Here is a 17,481-nt window from a genome sequence, read left to right on the forward strand (position 1 = left end):
CTTTAATTTCATGAAAACTAAGTTGAGATATATGAGAAAGGGAATAGTTTTGTCTTATAATCACGTTGTTAAATACGGTTTTATCAAAGATTTAAATGGTCAAAAAATCCGATTCTACAACGAGGATGATTTAATTATTTTTATTGTTGGGGATCTTGTTCAGTTCGCTATTGGTGTAATCAAAAATAGGGCTTGTGCAGTGAATGTAATTGTTGCATGTCGTAGTAGAAATAAAGTTAAAGGGATAATTGAAAAATATTGCTGATAAATTGTAGTAAGTTGCTTCGATCCTATACATTAGGGCATTTTAATGTTTTGCTTTTTAATTATTGCATTTTGCAGAATGTCTATTCCTTCCCGTTTAATTCCTTGAGCTTACTATTTAGTGTGCACCGTTACTTCCGTATTTAGTCATAATGGTTGTCATGTCACACAGAGTTTAGCAAATCCAAGAATTCATACTCCCAGAGAATTAGGTTCACCTTAACATGACATGCGGTTGCATGAGGTGATACAAGGTTTTAGCAGGATTAACCATCCACAGATGACCGTCCAGAGGAAAATTGCAAGCTCGTCTGAATGGCTGAGATATGGGTATAATATAGGCCTGTTTCGGAAAAAAATTCCCCATCGGCCACTATAAAATTACAGATAAGCTCCAAATACCTGAATTGGACATACAAACTGAAAGCTAAATTTTGCCTACGATGTTTAGCAATAAATACTTAAACTTAAAACTAAGTCCGTATAAATACGTTTTATATATAGCTCCCGTTTACAAAACAGTTCAACCTAAAATCTACTCGATGAGAACGGGAATAGTAATCGCATACAACAGCAAAGTAAAGATCGGCATCATTAAAGATAGCAACGGACAAAAAATAAGATTCTATTTGGAAGGAGTTGCAATTACGTTCCGACGCTTTGATGTCGTTCAATTCAATATATCGTTTATCGCTGGATCCTTAAGAGCTATAGACGTTATACATGTCCTAGACAGGAACGGCAAACCAGTAACTATGACTGCAGGTGTTAAATAATTTTATCCTCGCTTGTTGGTTACCAAACGCAAATTAATATCTTTTCCAAAATTCCATTTAATTACGTCAAGACTAGCAAAGATTTCCTCACGCTACTACTTTAGGGGTATTAATTGCTGCCTTCTTCCGGCGTATGATCATGTCAGATAACCATCCAAATCCAATCTGTTTATGGTATACAAAGAATATAATAATGATAGATAGACTACTTACCTAAAATGAGTATTATTCATCTCGCATACGCCTCATCAAAACTCTTTATACCGTACCACCTACTGATGCAATAATTAGAATTGTAGTGTCACCGCTGGTCATGCTTGAAAAAGACTGTGACGTGGCTAAATGCATTTCCCCAATGTTGAACGATTTACGTGACTGCGGTCAGTAATCTATAGGCTAAACATATCCAAATAAGAAAGTAAATTCATCTCAGGGTATCAAAAAGTACCTACGAAGAAATGTCTGGAGAATTTTAAAATAGAATATTCTCCAGACAATGATTCGTTAGAAACAAAAAATGCCAAGGCTTTGCCCTACCCAATTACCGATATCGAACAGGCTATCTCTTTTCTGTGCATCTGGCGGAGTGTTGGTCATGTTATCATGAATGGTGTCAGCACTAAGCGAGTCCTGATTAGTCGTACTATCTGTGCATTGATTCATCTTTTCGGCATTTTCTCATCAGCTTGTTTTCCATTACATGCGCTGAATGCTAATTCCAAGCCTAAAAAAATAATAATTTTGTTTTCATAACTTTAGGTGTTGGTACGTTGTTAGAAGCCTTTGAAAATATTTAAAGTTTTAATAAACAACGACCGAAACGATTAAGGACCGTCCGTGAGTTGTTTGGGTTAATATTATTTCCTGTACATAGAAAGGTATTTTTGAAGCCCATGCCGCGCCTGGTGAATATGAGTTTTAACTGTTCCTAAAGGAATATCCAGCTGCTCAGCTATCTCCTCATACTTGTACCCCTCAAAATAAAGTTGAAAAGGAATACTGTATTCTGGTTTGATTGATGCCATTGCTTTGGATATATCCTCCATTGCGAACGTTGTGTTAGCATTATTTGTAGCAGCGCTCTTAGTTAACTGTGCATTGCTGATTTCGTCATCTGTAGTAATTACTTCTTTCTTACGTGCAGTTTTCCTAAAGTCATTGATGAAAGTATTTTTCATAATTACATATAACCAGCCTTTGAGATTGGTTCCGTCCGCAAAATTTTTGCAGAATCTCATGCCTTTGATTAATGTTTCCTGAACAAGATCCTTTGCATCATCCTCATCGCGTGTGAACTTTATTGCATGCTCAAATAGATGCTGTGAATACTTGCTGATTGTCTGAGTGAATTGATATTGATCCATGTTAATTTTAGCTTTAGCTTAATTTTGAACGAATTAATAGCATAATGGTTTTAGAATGATATAAAATCCAGTAATTCTATCGGATTTATTACCGTAAGCTACTAATGGGCAAGCAGGTAGTTGCATTTTTAAAACAGGTATTTTTGTTTAATGGGAATTAGCTGCTTCAGAATGTCTCTGACTGATCCAGAAAGCTTGTTGAAAAGATCCGATCGGCACGGCCTGATGAAAATATCGCCCTTTCATTCGAAGAGTAAATCAAATATAAAGTCTTGGTTTAGGAAAAAGAGTAGAATGAAGATCGATACCGGCATAATTGATCTCACGCATAATGAAGAGATAACCTTGACCGATTATGAAGAAGTAATCCCCGATTCTTTCATCGGTTGAAAAATATAATTGATTGGGTGGCTCATTTTTCAGTGTTTTTGATTGATATGCCTTACCTCTGCCGTATTTAAGTTTTGGCTCAGGAAAGCAGGACTAGACTTCATAGAAATAAATATATTAGCTTTTTTGGAAATTGGCCGTAGGTATTTCGGAGTCTTATAAAATACCTTTCCCTGGCTTTTATGATATAGAAACTGGAATTATGTTAACCACCTTAAAGGAGTTGTATATATTAGACATAAAAGAACAATAAATGATTTGGATAAAATATGATCTAATCGTATTATTGCGATATAATTATGGGGCTTACAAAAACCGAAATATTCACTTTTGAGCAGAATCAGCTTTCAGTGCTTTTGAAAGCCATCGCTCACCCTGCAAGGATTGCAATTCTTCAGCAGATCATTTCGGCCAATGCCTGCATCTGCGGAGATCTTGTCGAAGAGCTTGGCCTTGCGCAGGCAACTATTTCCCAACATTTGAAAGAACTCAAAAATGCCGGTATTATCCAGGGGGCAATCGATGGAGTGAAAGTGTGTTATTGTATTGAACCGAAAACCTGGAAGCTTTTAGATCAGCTTTTCGGAGATTTTATGCGATCCTATGTGGATCCAAAGGGCTGTTGTTAGGCTCCCTTTTTTTAAGTTAATTCATCGTAAAATTACGATACACAAATGGAAAAATATGAAACTATCAGAAATCAAAATCATCCTATCTAAAGTTGAAGCTGTTAATTTTTATACAGAAAATGGTGAAATGGTACCGGAACATTTACATGTGACCGAAGTTGGAATTATTTCCAAAGACTTTATTGACTGTGGAGGTAAGGTTCGCCATGAGAAAGTTGCAAACTTCCAGCTGTGGAATGCAGATGACTATGAGCACCGCTTAAAAGCGGGAAAACTGCTCAGCATCATTTCGCTTTCAGAAAAGGCACTGGGTATGGAGGACCTTGAAATCGAGGTGGAGTACCAGACCGGAACCATTGGTAAGTATGATCTTGATTTCGATGGAACGAACTTCCGATTGCTTTCAAAAAAGACAGCTTGCCTGGCAAGCGAGGAATGCGGGGTTGAAGATACCCCTAAAAAAGAAATGATTGATTTGGCTGCTTCGACGAAGAGCTGTATCCCTGGTGGCGGTTGCTGCTAATCCGTTTAACATAGAAATAAGAAGCTTGCTTGCGGAATTGTTGCCGAAGAAAACGGAGATAATCGGATAGGCAGGATTGACTCCTATTTACTTGCGGCGAGTTATGCATGGTTTAGCTGAAGTTAGTGTGTGTGTGGAGCCCGGGAATCAGGTAACGGTCTCAGGCCTGGACTTTTATAAAAACTTGTCTCCTCGAATGATATGGAAGGAATATGGACGCTGCCGGCCGGCATCTTTCGTGAGCATTTTGGAACCCTTCGATTTATGAAAAGGCAGAATTTTAGGCTTTGGGACTAGAGAAAAATTGGAAAATAGCCTGGTGTTAGGCGGGACATGGCGCTGTTTTCTTGATAATATAAACAACGTATATGTGCTTAAATCAAATAGTCTGTTAAACGGGAGATTGCTAAATGGGGCATGACAGCTGAAATATATTTGGCAGACAAACTTAGACTAATTGCAGAATTAGTTAATCTTCGGAGTCCTCGAAATGTCGGAAGAAGAACAGGCTGGGCTGGTGTAGTATATAGTTCGTACAGTGCAGTAGTTGCTATTAGTCATTGAAAACTTGCAGCTAATGGAAATACAAAACAGGTAGTTGTCCTGGGAGATACGTAGATAATATAATACGATACGTTTTTGATTGAAAGGCCTACTTTTGCAAAGTTCATTAAACCCGGGACGGTTTAGTAAATGTTGAAGCCCTACAGGATTGTCGGGCTTTTTCTTTTAATAAATAAGCAAATAGAAATTAAGTTAGCGGCTAATTCGAGTCAATTAAACCGGGAGGATCTTTGATTAAACTCTAATTCCTTAACAGCTCAAATATAGAATAACAATTCATAAATGGAACCGTTCATCTTATTCAAAATCCACGTTGTTGATGATTTTTATAATTAAATTGTGAACACTAGCATATATCAGTTTCTCGTATTTAAGCGTGGGCCGCGGATTAACTGGGGTTTGAAATAGTGATGGATACGCCAGCTAATGCCATCGCTTTGCTGGATAATTGTTGAAACTTTTTTAATCATAACTGGCTTTGTTGCTTTTAGTCACCGCTCGTCACTTTATTTGGCCGTTCGGCACAATATGGTCTTCTTTTTCTTTTAGATCGGTTACATTTGGACATAACCAAAATTTAAGATGAAGAAATTGATTGGCCTTTTGTTCACGGTGGCGATTAGTAATTTTTTATATGCCCAGGACCTCAGCGGAAGCTGGTATGGGCTGCTGGAAATCCCTGGCGGTAAGCTACGGGTCAATTTCCATGTCAAGGCTGAGGGGCCTGCATTTGTGACTACAATGGATAGTCCTGATCAGGGAGCAAAGGGATTGCCTACAGATAAGACAACGATTCAGGGAAATGAAATCCGTATTGACGCAGCGAAACTTGGGCTGGTGTATAAGGCAACTTATGATGCGCAAAGCGATGAGCTCAAGGGAACTTTTACACAAGGGCCGGGGAGTCTACCGTTAAATCTTTCGCGAAAAGAAAAAAATCTGGAAAAGGTTGCTGTCAAAAGACCACAGGAACCTTCGGATTTTCCATATCAACAGGAAGAAGTCATTTTCAAGAACAGGGCTGCTGACCATGAACTCTCTGGAACGCTAACATTGCCAAAAGGTGGTAAAGTAACTAAAATTGTCGTGATGATTTCGGGCTCTGGTCCACAGGATCGTAATGAAGAGGCCCCTCAGTTTAAGCATAAACCATTTTTGGTGTGGAGTGATTATTTAACCAGGCGCGGGATTGCGGTATTGAGGTATGATGATCGTGGGGTAGGCAAGTCTACTGGTAAGTTTTCCGGTGCAACAACAGCTGATTTTGCATCAGATGTACAGGCTGCGGTAGATTTTATTAAATCCCGCGCTGAGTTGAAATCACTTAAAATAGGACTCATCGGGCATAGCGAGGGTGGTATGATTGCTCCTATGGTGGCCAGTGTTAATCCTGTCGTAAAATTCGTCGTTCTGCTGGCAGGTCCTGGTGTGCCAATCGAGGAACTGATGGTACAGCAAGGAAAAGACCAGATGCTTATTTCAGGTCTGCCTGATTCGGTGGTTGTAGCCAATTCGGCGCTAAACCGTAAAATTTATGCTGCAGCGGTTCAGTACAAAAATTTGAATGCGGCTGATTTCAAGATGAAATTGGATACCGCATTGACTGAGGTGTTCGGCAAAAGCACAGGCGGTGGCGTTAGTGAAGCTGCGCTTAGTGAAAGGGTAAAAAGTACCGCCAAACAATTGAGTGATCCATGGTTCCGATATTTTATCAGCTTTAATCCCCAACCTTATCTCCAAAAGGTGAAGTGCCCTGTGCTGGCGATAAATGGTACTTTGGATATGCAGGTATCGAGCACGATTAACCTCGAGGGCATCAGGACTAGCCTTTTGAAAGGTGGCAATAAAAATTTTGAAATTGTTCCCATTAAAAACCTGAACCATCTGTTGCAACTTGCTAAAACCGGTTCAGTGGCTGAATACGGCCAGATTGCAGAAACGGTAAACCCACAAGCTCTTGAAAAAGTTGGCGTCTGGATAGATCAGATATGATTCGACTGAAATCCTGGTTCTGGCCGATCCAGATGCTTTTCTGGTTGTTGATCGGCGTAGTGAATTTTTGTGCGCAATATTTTTACAGCGGTTTTGATTTTATCCTCGCTGTCTTAAATTTTACAGGTCTGTCACTTGGGGGCTTAATTTCAAGCACGCTCTATCGGTTTTATTTTCGCAAAAATCAACTGGATTACAAAATCCGCTGGACAAAGCTCGTGCTGCATGTGCTGGGTTCGGCTTTGCTTCAATCCTTACTTTGGATGCTCATTATGGTGCTGTTGAGCTGGCCTTTTGCGAGTACCTATCACATCAATTTGGGTAAAGTGCTGATCAACCTGGCACCACTTTACATTCTCATTCTCGCCTGGGATTTGGTTTACCTGGGTTATCACCTGGTACGGACTTATCACCGTTCGGAAGTAGATAAGTGGATGCTGGAATCTGAATACCAGAAGGCAAAACTAGGTGCTTTGAAATCTCAGGTAAATCCCCATTTTATGTTCAATGCGATTAACAACATAAGGGCACTGATTCTGGAAAACCCGGTACTGGCCAGGGAGATGTTGACAAAATTCGCAGAGATATTTCGTCATGCCCTTCAGCATACCGGCGAAAAGCTTATTACCATTAAAGAGGAGCTAGGCATATTAATCCATTACCTGGAGATTCAGCAATTGCAGTTTGAAGGGCGTCTTCGATATGTTATTGATGCGCAGGAGCACCTACTGAATGAAATGATACCTCCGCTGATCCTTCAGCTTCTGGTTGAAAATGCAATCAAGCATGGAATCAGTTTAAATGAGAAGGGTGGGGAGATTTTTATTAATATTGGTGCGTATAATAATACTTTGATACTGGAAGTTAGAAATACGGGATCACTGGCTTTCGGTTCCCGTATTGAAGAGCGACTTGGCATTGGTCTTAAAAACATCGTGGAGCGGTTATCGCTCACCTATGGTGGTCACGCTAAACTGGATATAAGCGAAAAAGCGCCTTTTGTTATTGTTGCAATAAAGATTCAAAGATGATTAGCGTAATAATTGTAGAAGATTCAAGGCTGGCCCGTTTAGAGCTGAATTTGCTTATTCAAGCACATCCACAAATCCAAGTTCTGGGTGAAGCAGATACGGTGAAGCGTGCGGTGGAGTTGATTGATGCATTAACACCCGACCTGGTATTTCTGGACATACATTTGCCAGGAGGCAACGGGTTTGATGTATTGTCAAAGCTTAAAAAGGTACCGGTAGTCATCTTTACCACAGCCTTTGCTGACCATGCGCTTGAATCTTTTGAACACAATACGATAGATTATCTGCTTAAGCCAATTACGCCGGATAAGTTGAATAGGGCCATTCAAAAGGCAGAAGTTTTGTTGGGTAAGAATAATCCGGTGAGCTTTGAAAGAAAGCTCGACTTAGGAGATAAAATATTCATTAAAGATAGAAAGGCGAACTGGGTGGTCCCTATCGAAGAGGTTAGCATGTTCGAGTCAATGGGAAACTATACGAAGGTTTATTTCAATGGAAACCGGCCTTTATTTCATAAAAGTCTGCAGCAGGTCTTTGAGTCGGTTAAGGAGGGATTGTTTATAAGGGCGAACCGCAGACAAGTTGTCAATGTTCAATCGGTCAGGGAAATTATTAAGCATTCCGATGGAAAATTAATCCTGAAGCTTTCTTCAGGAGAGGAAGTTTCAGTGTCCAGAAGGCAGATGAATAGTATTAGATCAGCCTATTCACGTTAAGGAACTGAATGTAAACTTACTTTGAATATTGGTCTCCATTTTAATAGAGTTTTTAGTTTATTCATACGTTTCATTTTATTATTTAAATCAATAAATAAAGCTACAACTTAAAAAAATGAATTCTTATAGGGCACGGATTGTTTTATAGCAGACTCTTTATTTCTGTGTTGGTGTTCAACGATAGGCAGACATCACCAAAGAAATCATTGCTGCTACCTTTTGTCTATCTCTTTCTTATTGAGACCATTCAGTACGGAGTCTAAAAGCAGATTAGGAGCGAATGTACCAGACTTTTCGCGGGGGCATGAAATGAACTTTTGCTATCGTATACCCTGCGCCTTAACTAATTGTTCAATCATGGGAAGATCCTTTTTATAGCGCTCCGTATCCCAATCCTTAAGGTAGGTTTGCATTGGAGGCATCCCCATAGATTTGCGGCGTGTATCAAGATTATCTACATCAGCAATGGGGTAAGGATATTGCTTTCCGGATAGTCTATCGATAAATACCTGACTGCCGTAAAATTGTATTTTTCCCTGTCGGACATTGATGCGGTCTTCCAAAATAGCAAGGTTACTAGACAATATCTCACCCTTTTTTTCAACTTCCTGTATCATTAATAAATATTCAAGTTGTGTTTGCAAGTCAGCATGTTGTATAACTAAGAACAATCCTTGAGCTGCATTCATGCCTACCATTTGGGGACTTTGCCAACCTTTTTCTTTAATGATTTTCTTTACCTGTCCTAAATTAATAATATCCGTCTGACGCATGACCGCTCTTAAACTATCTATATATTCTTTCGGTTTTTTGGATTTGAGCGCTTCGGAGACTGCAATTCTAACAGACTGGTCGGATTTGTAAATTGATTCCAATGAATCTTTTAGAGGCTTATTTAGAACATCATCATTAATTATAAAAGAAGTTACCTGACTATAAGCGCTCAAGGAGATCAGGCAAAATAATGTTATTAGAGAAATGTTCATAGTCGAAAGTTAAAAAAGCTTTGAATAAGTATTGTCTATACACTATATTTAGATGAAAATTTAATCTATTTCAGTCATTTTCTAAGGTTGCGGGATAGTCACCGAATTTATTTAACATGTAATTTGAGACATAGTAGGAAATCTTTGAGCACAAATTTGGCTTTAATTAATAAGGGTATCAGAAAATGTGATGAAAGCTCAAAAAAAATGTGATAGATATTCAAATTTCCATTTAAAATGCTTTGGCATTTGAAATGAAGATTTGAATACAGAACCCTTTGTGGATACAGTTACTCCAAAAGAAAATTTACCTCTAGCGTGTTAAATGTGGAATTTATTTTTTTAAAGCTCATACTGAAGTAGATCTACTGAAACCATTTGTATATATCCTCCATAAACACAACTACTGTCTCGTCGTGCTATAGCTTGTCATGGAAACAGCAAAATGGCAGCAAAACAAGACCAAGTGGAAGTGCTGCTCGAAACTTCCTACTTACTCGCTGCCCAGAAACAAACTTACCTGCTAGGCTACAACCGCAAGCGCGAGTTCCTGAGCCATTAAGGCTTATCTAATTTTTATGCTCCTGTAGCGTTAGCTCCGCTAGCACCGTTTAAAGGATAAACCTAGAGAAAACCAATCAGATGAAAAACTTAACGCTTAAAGCCAGCCTATTACTGCTCAGTTTAACAATAATCATCGCTTGTTCAAAAGAAAAGATTACCGGCCAGACAGGACCGGAAATTCGCTTGTCCAACAGCAGCCAGCAAAACTTAAAAAACATCATGGTCAATACCGGAATGGGAGAAGTAAGTTTTGGCGATCTTGAGGCAGGAAAAAAGACAGACTATAAGAAATTTACTAAAGCCTACAGCTATGCCTTCGTTAAACTGGAAATTGATGGGAAGACCTACACCATCCAGCCCATAGATTATGTCGGGGAGACGCCACTAAAAGATGGCCGCTATGCTTACCAGATAAGCGTCAATGGCAACCAGGGTCAATACAGTAACTTAGGCTTAAAACTAATCGAAGAATAACAAAGCAAAGCGCTTGTCCGGATCTAGTGTCGGCCTTTGATCTGAAGCCAAATTCATGGCTAACAGCTAAAACCTATCGAGGTGCGCTAGCAAGTGATAAAGACCAAAGACGAAAAAACAGTAAAGGCACCGACTGAACGGTGCCTTTACCAAATAATATATATCAATTCTTAATCGAATAGCATCAACCTTCCGATAATAAAACAAAGTAAAATCTTTAAGCACGGGCCGCCTTTTGATTCTAAGTCTGGCAAAAATAAAAAAGCATGATAGTGCTACCAATAATAATTAATTCGATTAAATTTCTAGACCCATGGAGTTACTACCGTAAAATCTTTTTAAACCTTGTTATTTCCACTAAAATAGATTCTTCCCTGAGTAAGATTTATTAGCTCTGAACCAAAAAAATCGTTTGGCATTGTTTAAACTTACACTAGTTTTTTTAGAGCCGCTGGTTGTTTTTGCAATTATTCCCAATACTTCGTAAATTTAAATACTCATTATTTGGTATTGATAATCAATTAATTAGATCATACATTGCAATGTAATTTTTCTTTTTATCGCGAAATGTGCTGTATTTGGTATTTCTGGAGTGTTTACTGAAACATCAGCTGGGAGGCATTCTCCTAAAGATGGAAATGGCGCACAAATCGATCTTTTGCTTGACAGACAGGATAATGTGATAAGCATATGTGAAATGAAATTCTCGAATGCTGAGTTTGCGATAGATAAAACCTATGCTGGTGAGTTAAAGAACAAACTTGACATATTTTCCCAGGAGAGTAAAACTAAAAAAACACTTTTCTTGACCATCGTTACAACCTATGGCACTAAAAATAATATGTATTCTATTGGCCTCGTACATAACGAAGTCACCATGGATGATTTGTTTTTACCTTAGTATAAGATATCAAAAGAATTCAAAATGCTGTTTTTATCAGCTGGCTATCGCCAAACCCTTTTTGTGTGTTCATTATCTTATTCTTTTTACACATATCTTCGTTTTTTGAGACAAAAGATTTTGATTTCCTGTTATATAAAGGTCAACCCTATCCGCTTATTCAGTCCCATTTCAAAAATCCGAATCAAGGTGGAAAGCTGAATGTTCCCTCTGGCGTTCTCTAATTTGGATATATAGCTTTTTTTGCCGGTCCTTTCTCCAAGTTCTTGTTGCGAGATTTTAAAAATCAAATTTCCTTTTTGATATGTACCTCGTAAACTTACAAAAGCGCATGTAAGTAGTCGGCCGTATCCTTCAAACCATTCCTTCTTAAGCTCTCTAATACCTGGTATTCGTCCATTGCAGGATTTTTTCTATTTAGTACCATTTCTTTAAATGCTTCAATCGCTTTATCTTGATTTAGGTCAATAATATCAGTTAGAAAATCGTCTGCACTTTTCACTTTTAGACCAAAAGAATCTAGGTATTCTTCCGGGAAGTCTTTTAGATTATTAGTTACAATAACATTTGCATTTGTTCTAATAGCGGCTGCAAGCACATGACAGTCGTCTTCATCTGGTAACTTTAAATCTGCGATTAGGCTATCGTAGTTATGTACTAGGGCATCTGGAAATGCCTGAGTTGCTCTGCTTACACGTTTCAATACTTCATTTTCACTAATTCCTTTTCTAACCATTACTCTTTTCCATTCGTCAAAAATATTTTGACTCCATTTCGGCGTATAAAGTTCATAATGAGCAAACCAAAATAACAAATCTCTGATTTCAATGGGAAAGATGACATTGGTATCTAGAACTGCTTTAAATCTAATACTATGAATCATACAATCCGTTTTCTTCGTCAAAGGTCATTATGTCAATAAGGTTTTGCTTTTGGTCCTTTTTCATCTTCTCTTTATAGCTTACTACATCCTCAAATTTAATCCTACGATGTTTTCCTACCTTTACGAATTGAATTAGACCTTCTTCCAACAGCTTGATTAAGTAGGGCCTAGAACATCCTAAAATTTCGGCTGCTTTTTGAGTGGTAACTTCAGTTGCAATAGGAACTATTGAAATTGGCTTACCTTCACTCATCGCTTTTAAAATATCGCTTAAAAACTCAAGTGCTCTAGAAGGGATTTTAATTCGTTCTTTGCTTTCTTCGATCTCTATTTCAGTTTCTTCTCCATTTATATGTGATAGAATAGATAGTACTGCAGGATATGATTGACGTGCAACTCTTTGTTCCGATTTCGAGGGTTTACGACGTTGTTCAATAGTGTTCATAATTATTTTTTATGCAAATAAAAGAAATATATGAAATATTCGAAATATTCGAAATGTAATAAATGTGTTACATCTGTTTTAGGTTTTTATAATGTGCGTTTTATGATACATTTTTTCCTCTTTGCCGTAGTCCGGCCAGGTAAACTTACATTTGAAAGTTAGATAACTAGTAGTGGATGAATACTTTCGTTTTTGAGACAAAATTTTACTGAAGATTTTTAGCCTATTAAAACCGGCTGTTTTCTGATAATCGATATTAATGGATCAATATTTTGGAGTTTTTGAGGATTATCAGTGAAAAACTTATTGGCATAATATAAATCAAGGTTTAAGTATTTCTCTGAAAGTGCAATTAGTTCATTCTGTGAGCCCGGATTAGCTTCGTTTGATAACAAAATAATGCCTGAATTTATTCCGGGTAGAATACAATATAGCTGTTATAGCCCAAACTATCTCTGGTGTGGAAGATACTGAGTATACTTTTATAGATTTACGACTATGTCGTGATAAATTATCTTTCATCTTTTAAACGGTAGACTTCACACCAACGATAGTGTTTGTTTAAGCAGTTTTAGATAAATAAATAGACTTAAACTTCCTAGATGGCGTACAATGAATTGTTAAAAAGTGATCTCGCTCATTTTTCGTTTTGACAGGAATCATGATCTTTCCGGTACAGCTGATATAGCTTTGCGCTCGAACTATTTAGTCTTTCAAAATTTTGAAAGACTAATTTACATCACGAAACACCATGCCACATTCATTCCACATCCCCGTATTGGGCTTAGGCTATTCTATCGATACCCCATTAAAAGTTGCGAGATACGGTATTTCATCTGTGCTGTCTATTGTTGATGACGATCTGGTTGAGCGCATGCGCGCTTATCATTCAAAAAAAAGGTCGGTTCAATTTGAGGCAATTCCAAAAGGTGAATCAGGCAGCCGCAGTAAACGCATCACCACCTATCTCAACTTTTTGCTGGATATCATAACCGAGGATTTCAAAGTCATAAAACAACAGGGTTTTACTGCTGGGAACGATATCTGCCGCTACTTTGAGCTTCTCCCCGATACTTCGAAATTAAAACATGGTTACAAACTGATGTTGGAATATCCTGAAGGTGAAATCAAACAGACCTTCCAGTCGCTTTTAAAAAACACCATGCGGATGGGGGCTATTGATGTAAATATAATGGCCAAGGTAGATAAAATGAATTATCTAAATGGCGAATATTCGGGCGATATCAATACCGATGCATTGAGTGCGCTACGCGGCTTTGCAGAAAGCAAACTGAATGCCTCAGTGGTGCTGTCTGCTGGAATGAACCCAAAATTATACAGCTATATGGAAAATTTCGGAGACTTTTTTCCTGATCAAAATGGCAAACTGAAAAAGAAAATCATCTTAAAGGTAAGCGATTTCCGATCGGCACTGATCCAGGCTAAATTTCTGGCGAAAAAGGGGCTTTGGGTGTCAGAATTCAGGATAGAGTCGGGTCTGAACTGTGGCGGTCATGCATTTGCAACTGAAGGATATCTACTCGGCCCGATTCTGGAAGATTTCAAACTCAGCAAAAACGACATGCAAATCGAGCTTTTCAAAATGTACCAAACGGCCTTGGTACATAAAGGAATCAAAATACAAAAGCAGCCCAAACAGCGTATCAGTGTTCAGGGAGGCGTCGGTACTGCAACTGAACATAATTTCCTACTTGAATACTACAACCTCGATGCCATTGGATGGGGTAGCCCTTTCCTGTTGGTGCCCGAGGTGACCAATGTTGATGCGGAGACATTGGGACATTTGGCCGGCTCGGGTGAGTGCGATTTTTATCTGAGTGAAGCCTCTCCACTGGGTATCCGGTTTAATAATTTTAAACATAGTACAATAGAACGCCAACGAACCGAGCGGATTAACAAAGGCCGGCCGGGTAGCCCATGCACCAAGAAGTATCTGTGCAACAATACCGAATTTACCGAGCAGCCCATCTGTACGGCATCCCGCGAATATCAACACTTAAAGATTAAAAGTCTCAAAACTGATGGACTATCGGCCGATGAATACCAAAGGCAATACGATCTGGTCACTGAAAAAATTTGCCTTTGTGAGGGCTTATGTGCCTCTACTTATCTCAAATATGACTTGGCTAAACCTAAAGAAAGTAACGCGGTTTCCATTTGCCCAGGGCCAAATCTTGCTTATTTTTCTGATGTATATTCGCTAGAGGACATGGTTGGCCATATTTACGGAAAAACCGATTTGCTAGCCCAAGTGAAAAGACCACATGTTTTTATTAAAGAGCTTAATCTTTATATTGATTATCTTCAGGAAGATATCAAACGGCAGCTTCAATATTTTAGCAATAAAAAGAGAAAGCAGATAGACGCTTTCAAATTTCAACTTGCTGAGGGGATGGTCTATTACAAAAAGCTTTTTGCCAAAGTTACAGATCAGGCACTAGGAGATGTTGATGAATTATATGAGCAGCTGGCAAAGGCGAAAGACAAACTGGACGGAATGATTGTTGAATAGAAAAGATCGGCAATAACTTTTCTATATTTACAATGATAAACTGATGTGTTTAATGGATAGATCGAAATTTCTGGATGCAATCATTGAAAACGCCATTGATGGAATTATTACCATTGATGACAAGGGATTTATCGAACATTTAAACCCGGCTGCACTCCAGCTTTTTGGTTATATCAAAGAGGAACTGGTTGGGAAAAATGTATCGGTTTTAATGCCAGAGCCCGATCATACCCGGCATGACGGTTACTTATCCCGATATGAACATACCGGGCAGAAACATATTATAGGTATTGGCAGGGAGGTTTGCGGAAAACGCAGGGACGGATCGGTTTTTCCTTTTAGACTGGGAGTTAGCGAAATAAAATTTAGCGACCGTAAGATTTACACTGGTTTTATCCACGATTTAAGTAAAGAAAAAGCCAATGAAGAACAGATCAGAACTTATACCGAAAAACTTGAGGTTAAGATTAAGGAACGTACGCACGATCTGGTGAAACTTGTCTCAGAACTTGAGATAGCCAAAGAGAATATGCAGGCACTTTTTCAAAAAGAAAAAGAACTCAATCAGCTTAAAACAAGGTTCGTTTCCATGGCTTCGCATGAGTTTAGAACGCCACTAAGCTCAATTCAGTTGTCAGCTTCTTTGATCGATAAGTATGCAAGCAAACAGGATGCATCAAATGTAGAGAAGCACACCTTGAAGATCAAAAATTCGATCAATAACCTTACCACTATTCTAAACGATTTCCTCTCGCTTGAAAAACTCGAGGCCGGAAAAGTAGAAGCATCGGCCCAGTTCTTCAATATCATTAGTTTTGCCGAGGAAATCGCAGAAGAAATGCAGATGATGACCAAAGAGAACCAGCATATTATTTATGAACACAAAGGGTTAACCGCCGAGGTATATCTCGACCCCAACCTGTTGAAAAACTGCGTGATCAATTTGATTTCCAATTCGATAAAATATTCCGGGGAGGATACTTTGATCCAGTTTAATTCGATTTTAAAGGATGATGAACTTATTTTGGAGGTGAAAGATAATGGTATAGGCATTCCAGAACTTGATCAGCATAATTTATTCGAACCATTTTTCAGGGCGCACAATACGGGCGATATTCCCGGGACCGGTTTAGGACTGAACATTGTAAAAAGATATGTTGGCCTGATGAATGGGACCTTAGCCTGCCGCAGCGAACAAAATTTAGGTACCGTTTTTACGCTGACTTTTCCTTTTGGATATCAGCTTACAAATTAAGATTTATTTCCATGAATAAGAAAGTTCTGATCATTGAAGATAATGATGATATCAGGGAAAGTACTGCTGAAGTGCTCGAACTGGCCGGATATGAAACATTTACAGCCAAACATGGTAAGTTGGGGGTAGAAATGGCATTGAAGCATACGCCAGATGTAATTCTCTGCGATATTATGATGCCAGAGCTGGATGGTTATGGGGTGTTGTACCTGTTGAATAAAAACCAGAAAACGGCAAACATTCCTTTCATATTCATTACTGCAAAAACCGAACGGGCAGACATGCGCAAAGGCATGGAAATGGGAGCAGATGATTACCTTACCAAACCATTTGATGATATCGAACTCTTTAAGGCGATTGAAAGCAGATTTAAGAAAAAAAAGCAGTCATCAAGCTTTGATTCAGGTCTAGAAAATAGCGGAACGGTAATGGAGGAATTTCGTAAAAGGGGTAAATCAAGACTGATTTCAGCAAAACAGATCATTTATGTAGAGGGGGATGATCCCACACATCTTTATTATGTGATTAAAGGTCAGGTTAAAACCTACAAACGTTTTAAGGACGGTAGGGAACTTTCCTCTAACCTGTATCGTGAGGGTGATTTTTTTGGATATGAAAGTTTATGCATTGGTGAAGTGTACACAGAGAATGCAGCAACCTTAATTCCATCAGATATTATCCAGATCCCTAAGGCAGATTTTATGGAGTATCTGGTCAACTATCAAACAGTGTCAAAAATTTTTATCGGTTTATTGTCCGGAAACGTGCGTGATAAAGGGAAACAGATGCTTCAACTAGCCTACTATTCGGTAAGAAAGCGTGTTGCTGAAGCGTTGTTACAGGTTGCCGGAAAATTTGGTAATGGTATCTCAGACAGTTGTACCATCCGTATTTCACGTGATGACCTAGCAGCCTTGGTAGGTACGGCCAGCGAAACGGTAAGCAGAATGCTTGCTGATTTCAAAGATGAAAAACTGATCGATAAAACCGGCAATGCCATTAACATTCTTTCCTTGGAAAAACTCCGAAATATTAAGCAATAAATTCCTCCCCTGATTAATGGCCGCCTGGGTTTTGAATAAGTTTAATGGTCAAGCTTACCTGCCATCCAATGGTGGTTGGATCAACGGCTTTTGGTTATTGGATAACAATTCAATAGCCCCAAGCGTTGTCAAAAGTAATCAAAGTCAT

The 17,481-nt window shown here is 38.6% G+C and carries 17 protein-coding genes; 11 read left to right on the top strand and 6 right to left on the bottom strand.

Annotated features, from left to right (window positions below; genetic code table 11):
- A partial coding sequence (locus tag ON09_RS10140) for a hypothetical protein (protein WP_010600954.1) occupies nt 1-265 on the top strand: 265 nt, incomplete at its 5' end.
- Between the two features lie 1,279 nt (nt 266-1,544).
- Here ON09_RS10140 and ON09_RS25165 read toward each other — a convergent pair.
- Together ON09_RS25165 and ON09_RS10150 are read right to left on the bottom strand one after the other, a co-directional pair.
- Nucleotides 1,545-1,703, bottom strand: a complete 159-nt coding sequence (locus ON09_RS25165; RefSeq protein ID WP_157258919.1) for a hypothetical protein — start codon at nt 1,701-1,703, stop codon at nt 1,545-1,547.
- Between the two features lie 194 nt (nt 1,704-1,897).
- On the bottom strand, nt 1,898-2,404 hold the full coding sequence (locus ON09_RS10150) for an RNA polymerase sigma factor (protein ID WP_010600956.1): 507 nt from the start codon (nt 2,402-2,404) through the stop codon (nt 1,898-1,900).
- A gap of 689 nt (nt 2,405-3,093) precedes the next feature.
- On the opposite strand from ON09_RS10150, the gene ON09_RS10160 reads away from it, so the two are divergent.
- The 5 genes from ON09_RS10160 to ON09_RS10180 all read left to right on the top strand — a co-directional run bounded on the left by ON09_RS10160 (nt 3,094) and on the right by ON09_RS10180 (nt 8,249).
- Nucleotides 3,094-3,423, top strand: coding sequence for an ArsR/SmtB family transcription factor (locus ON09_RS10160; RefSeq protein WP_010600958.1), 330 nt, complete (start codon nt 3,094-3,096; stop codon nt 3,421-3,423).
- Nucleotides 3,424-3,478: 55 nt separating this feature from the next.
- Nucleotides 3,479-3,946, top strand: a complete 468-nt coding sequence (locus tag ON09_RS10165) for a DUF6428 family protein (RefSeq protein ID WP_010600959.1) — start codon at nt 3,479-3,481, stop codon at nt 3,944-3,946.
- Nucleotides 3,947-5,092: 1,146 nt separating this feature from the next.
- Complete coding sequence (locus ON09_RS10170) at nt 5,093-6,502, top strand: alpha/beta hydrolase family protein (protein WP_010600960.1); 1,410 nt, start codon at nt 5,093-5,095, stop codon at nt 6,500-6,502.
- Complete coding sequence (locus tag ON09_RS24230) at nt 6,499-7,533, top strand: sensor histidine kinase (RefSeq protein ID WP_010600961.1); 1,035 nt, start codon at nt 6,499-6,501, stop codon at nt 7,531-7,533. The genes ON09_RS10170 and ON09_RS24230 overlap by 4 nt, the downstream gene beginning before the upstream one ends.
- Nucleotides 7,530-8,249 carry a LytR/AlgR family response regulator transcription factor gene (locus ON09_RS10180; RefSeq protein WP_010600962.1) on the top strand — a complete coding sequence of 240 codons (720 nt, stop codon included), beginning with the start codon at nt 7,530-7,532 and terminating at the stop codon, nt 8,247-8,249. The genes ON09_RS24230 and ON09_RS10180 overlap by 4 nt, the downstream gene beginning before the upstream one ends.
- A 320-nt stretch (nt 8,250-8,569) precedes the next feature.
- Here the strand turns inward: ON09_RS10180 and ON09_RS10185 are convergent, their stop codons facing one another.
- Nucleotides 8,570-9,235 (bottom strand): DUF6624 domain-containing protein, encoded by a 666-nt coding sequence (locus ON09_RS10185; protein ID WP_010600963.1) that lies wholly within the window; start codon nt 9,233-9,235, stop codon nt 8,570-8,572.
- A 642-nt stretch (nt 9,236-9,877) separates the two neighbouring features.
- On the opposite strand from ON09_RS10185, the gene ON09_RS10190 reads away from it, so the two are divergent.
- Complete coding sequence (locus ON09_RS10190) at nt 9,878-10,273, top strand: hypothetical protein (RefSeq protein ID WP_010600964.1); 396 nt, start codon at nt 9,878-9,880, stop codon at nt 10,271-10,273.
- 697 nt (nt 10,274-10,970) lie between these two features.
- Nucleotides 10,971-11,174, top strand: coding sequence for a hypothetical protein (locus ON09_RS10195; RefSeq protein ID WP_202947137.1), 204 nt, complete (start codon nt 10,971-10,973; stop codon nt 11,172-11,174).
- A 131-nt stretch (nt 11,175-11,305) separates the two neighbouring features.
- Here ON09_RS10195 and ON09_RS26825 read toward each other — a convergent pair whose 3' ends face one another.
- The 3 genes from ON09_RS26825 to ON09_RS10205 are packed head-to-tail and all read right to left on the bottom strand — an operon-like array spanning nt 11,306 to nt 12,502.
- A complete protein-coding gene (locus tag ON09_RS26825; protein WP_202947138.1) occupies nt 11,306-11,464 on the bottom strand; it encodes a helix-turn-helix domain-containing protein in 159 nt (52 codons plus the stop codon).
- A 29-nt stretch (nt 11,465-11,493) separates the two neighbouring features.
- Complete coding sequence (locus ON09_RS10200; RefSeq protein ID WP_010600966.1) at nt 11,494-12,057, bottom strand: PIN domain-containing protein; 564 nt, start codon at nt 12,055-12,057, stop codon at nt 11,494-11,496.
- Nucleotides 12,047-12,502 carry a helix-turn-helix domain-containing protein gene (locus tag ON09_RS10205; protein ID WP_010600967.1) on the bottom strand — a complete coding sequence of 152 codons (456 nt, stop codon included), beginning with the start codon at nt 12,500-12,502 and terminating at the stop codon, nt 12,047-12,049. Before ON09_RS10205 ends, ON09_RS10200 begins: the two co-directional genes overlap by 11 nt.
- Nucleotides 12,503-13,253: 751 nt before the next feature.
- Here ON09_RS10205 and ON09_RS10210 point away from each other — a divergent pair.
- From ON09_RS10210 to ON09_RS10220, 3 genes are read left to right on the top strand one after another with little or no spacing between them, the layout of a single operon-like run.
- Nucleotides 13,254-15,035, top strand: coding sequence for a hypothetical protein (locus ON09_RS10210; protein WP_010600968.1), 1,782 nt, complete (start codon nt 13,254-13,256; stop codon nt 15,033-15,035).
- A 52-nt stretch (nt 15,036-15,087) separates the two neighbouring features.
- Complete coding sequence (locus ON09_RS10215) at nt 15,088-16,290, top strand: PAS domain-containing sensor histidine kinase (RefSeq protein WP_010600969.1); 1,203 nt, start codon at nt 15,088-15,090, stop codon at nt 16,288-16,290.
- 11 nt (nt 16,291-16,301) lie between these two features.
- Nucleotides 16,302-17,333, top strand: a complete 1,032-nt coding sequence (locus ON09_RS10220; RefSeq protein WP_010600970.1) for a response regulator — start codon at nt 16,302-16,304, stop codon at nt 17,331-17,333.
- Nucleotides 17,334-17,481 lie beyond the last annotated feature (148 nt).

Origin of the sequence: Pedobacter agri PB92 (assembly GCF_000258495.1) — a bacterium.
GTDB lineage: Bacteria > Bacteroidota > Bacteroidia > Sphingobacteriales > Sphingobacteriaceae > Pedobacter > Pedobacter agri.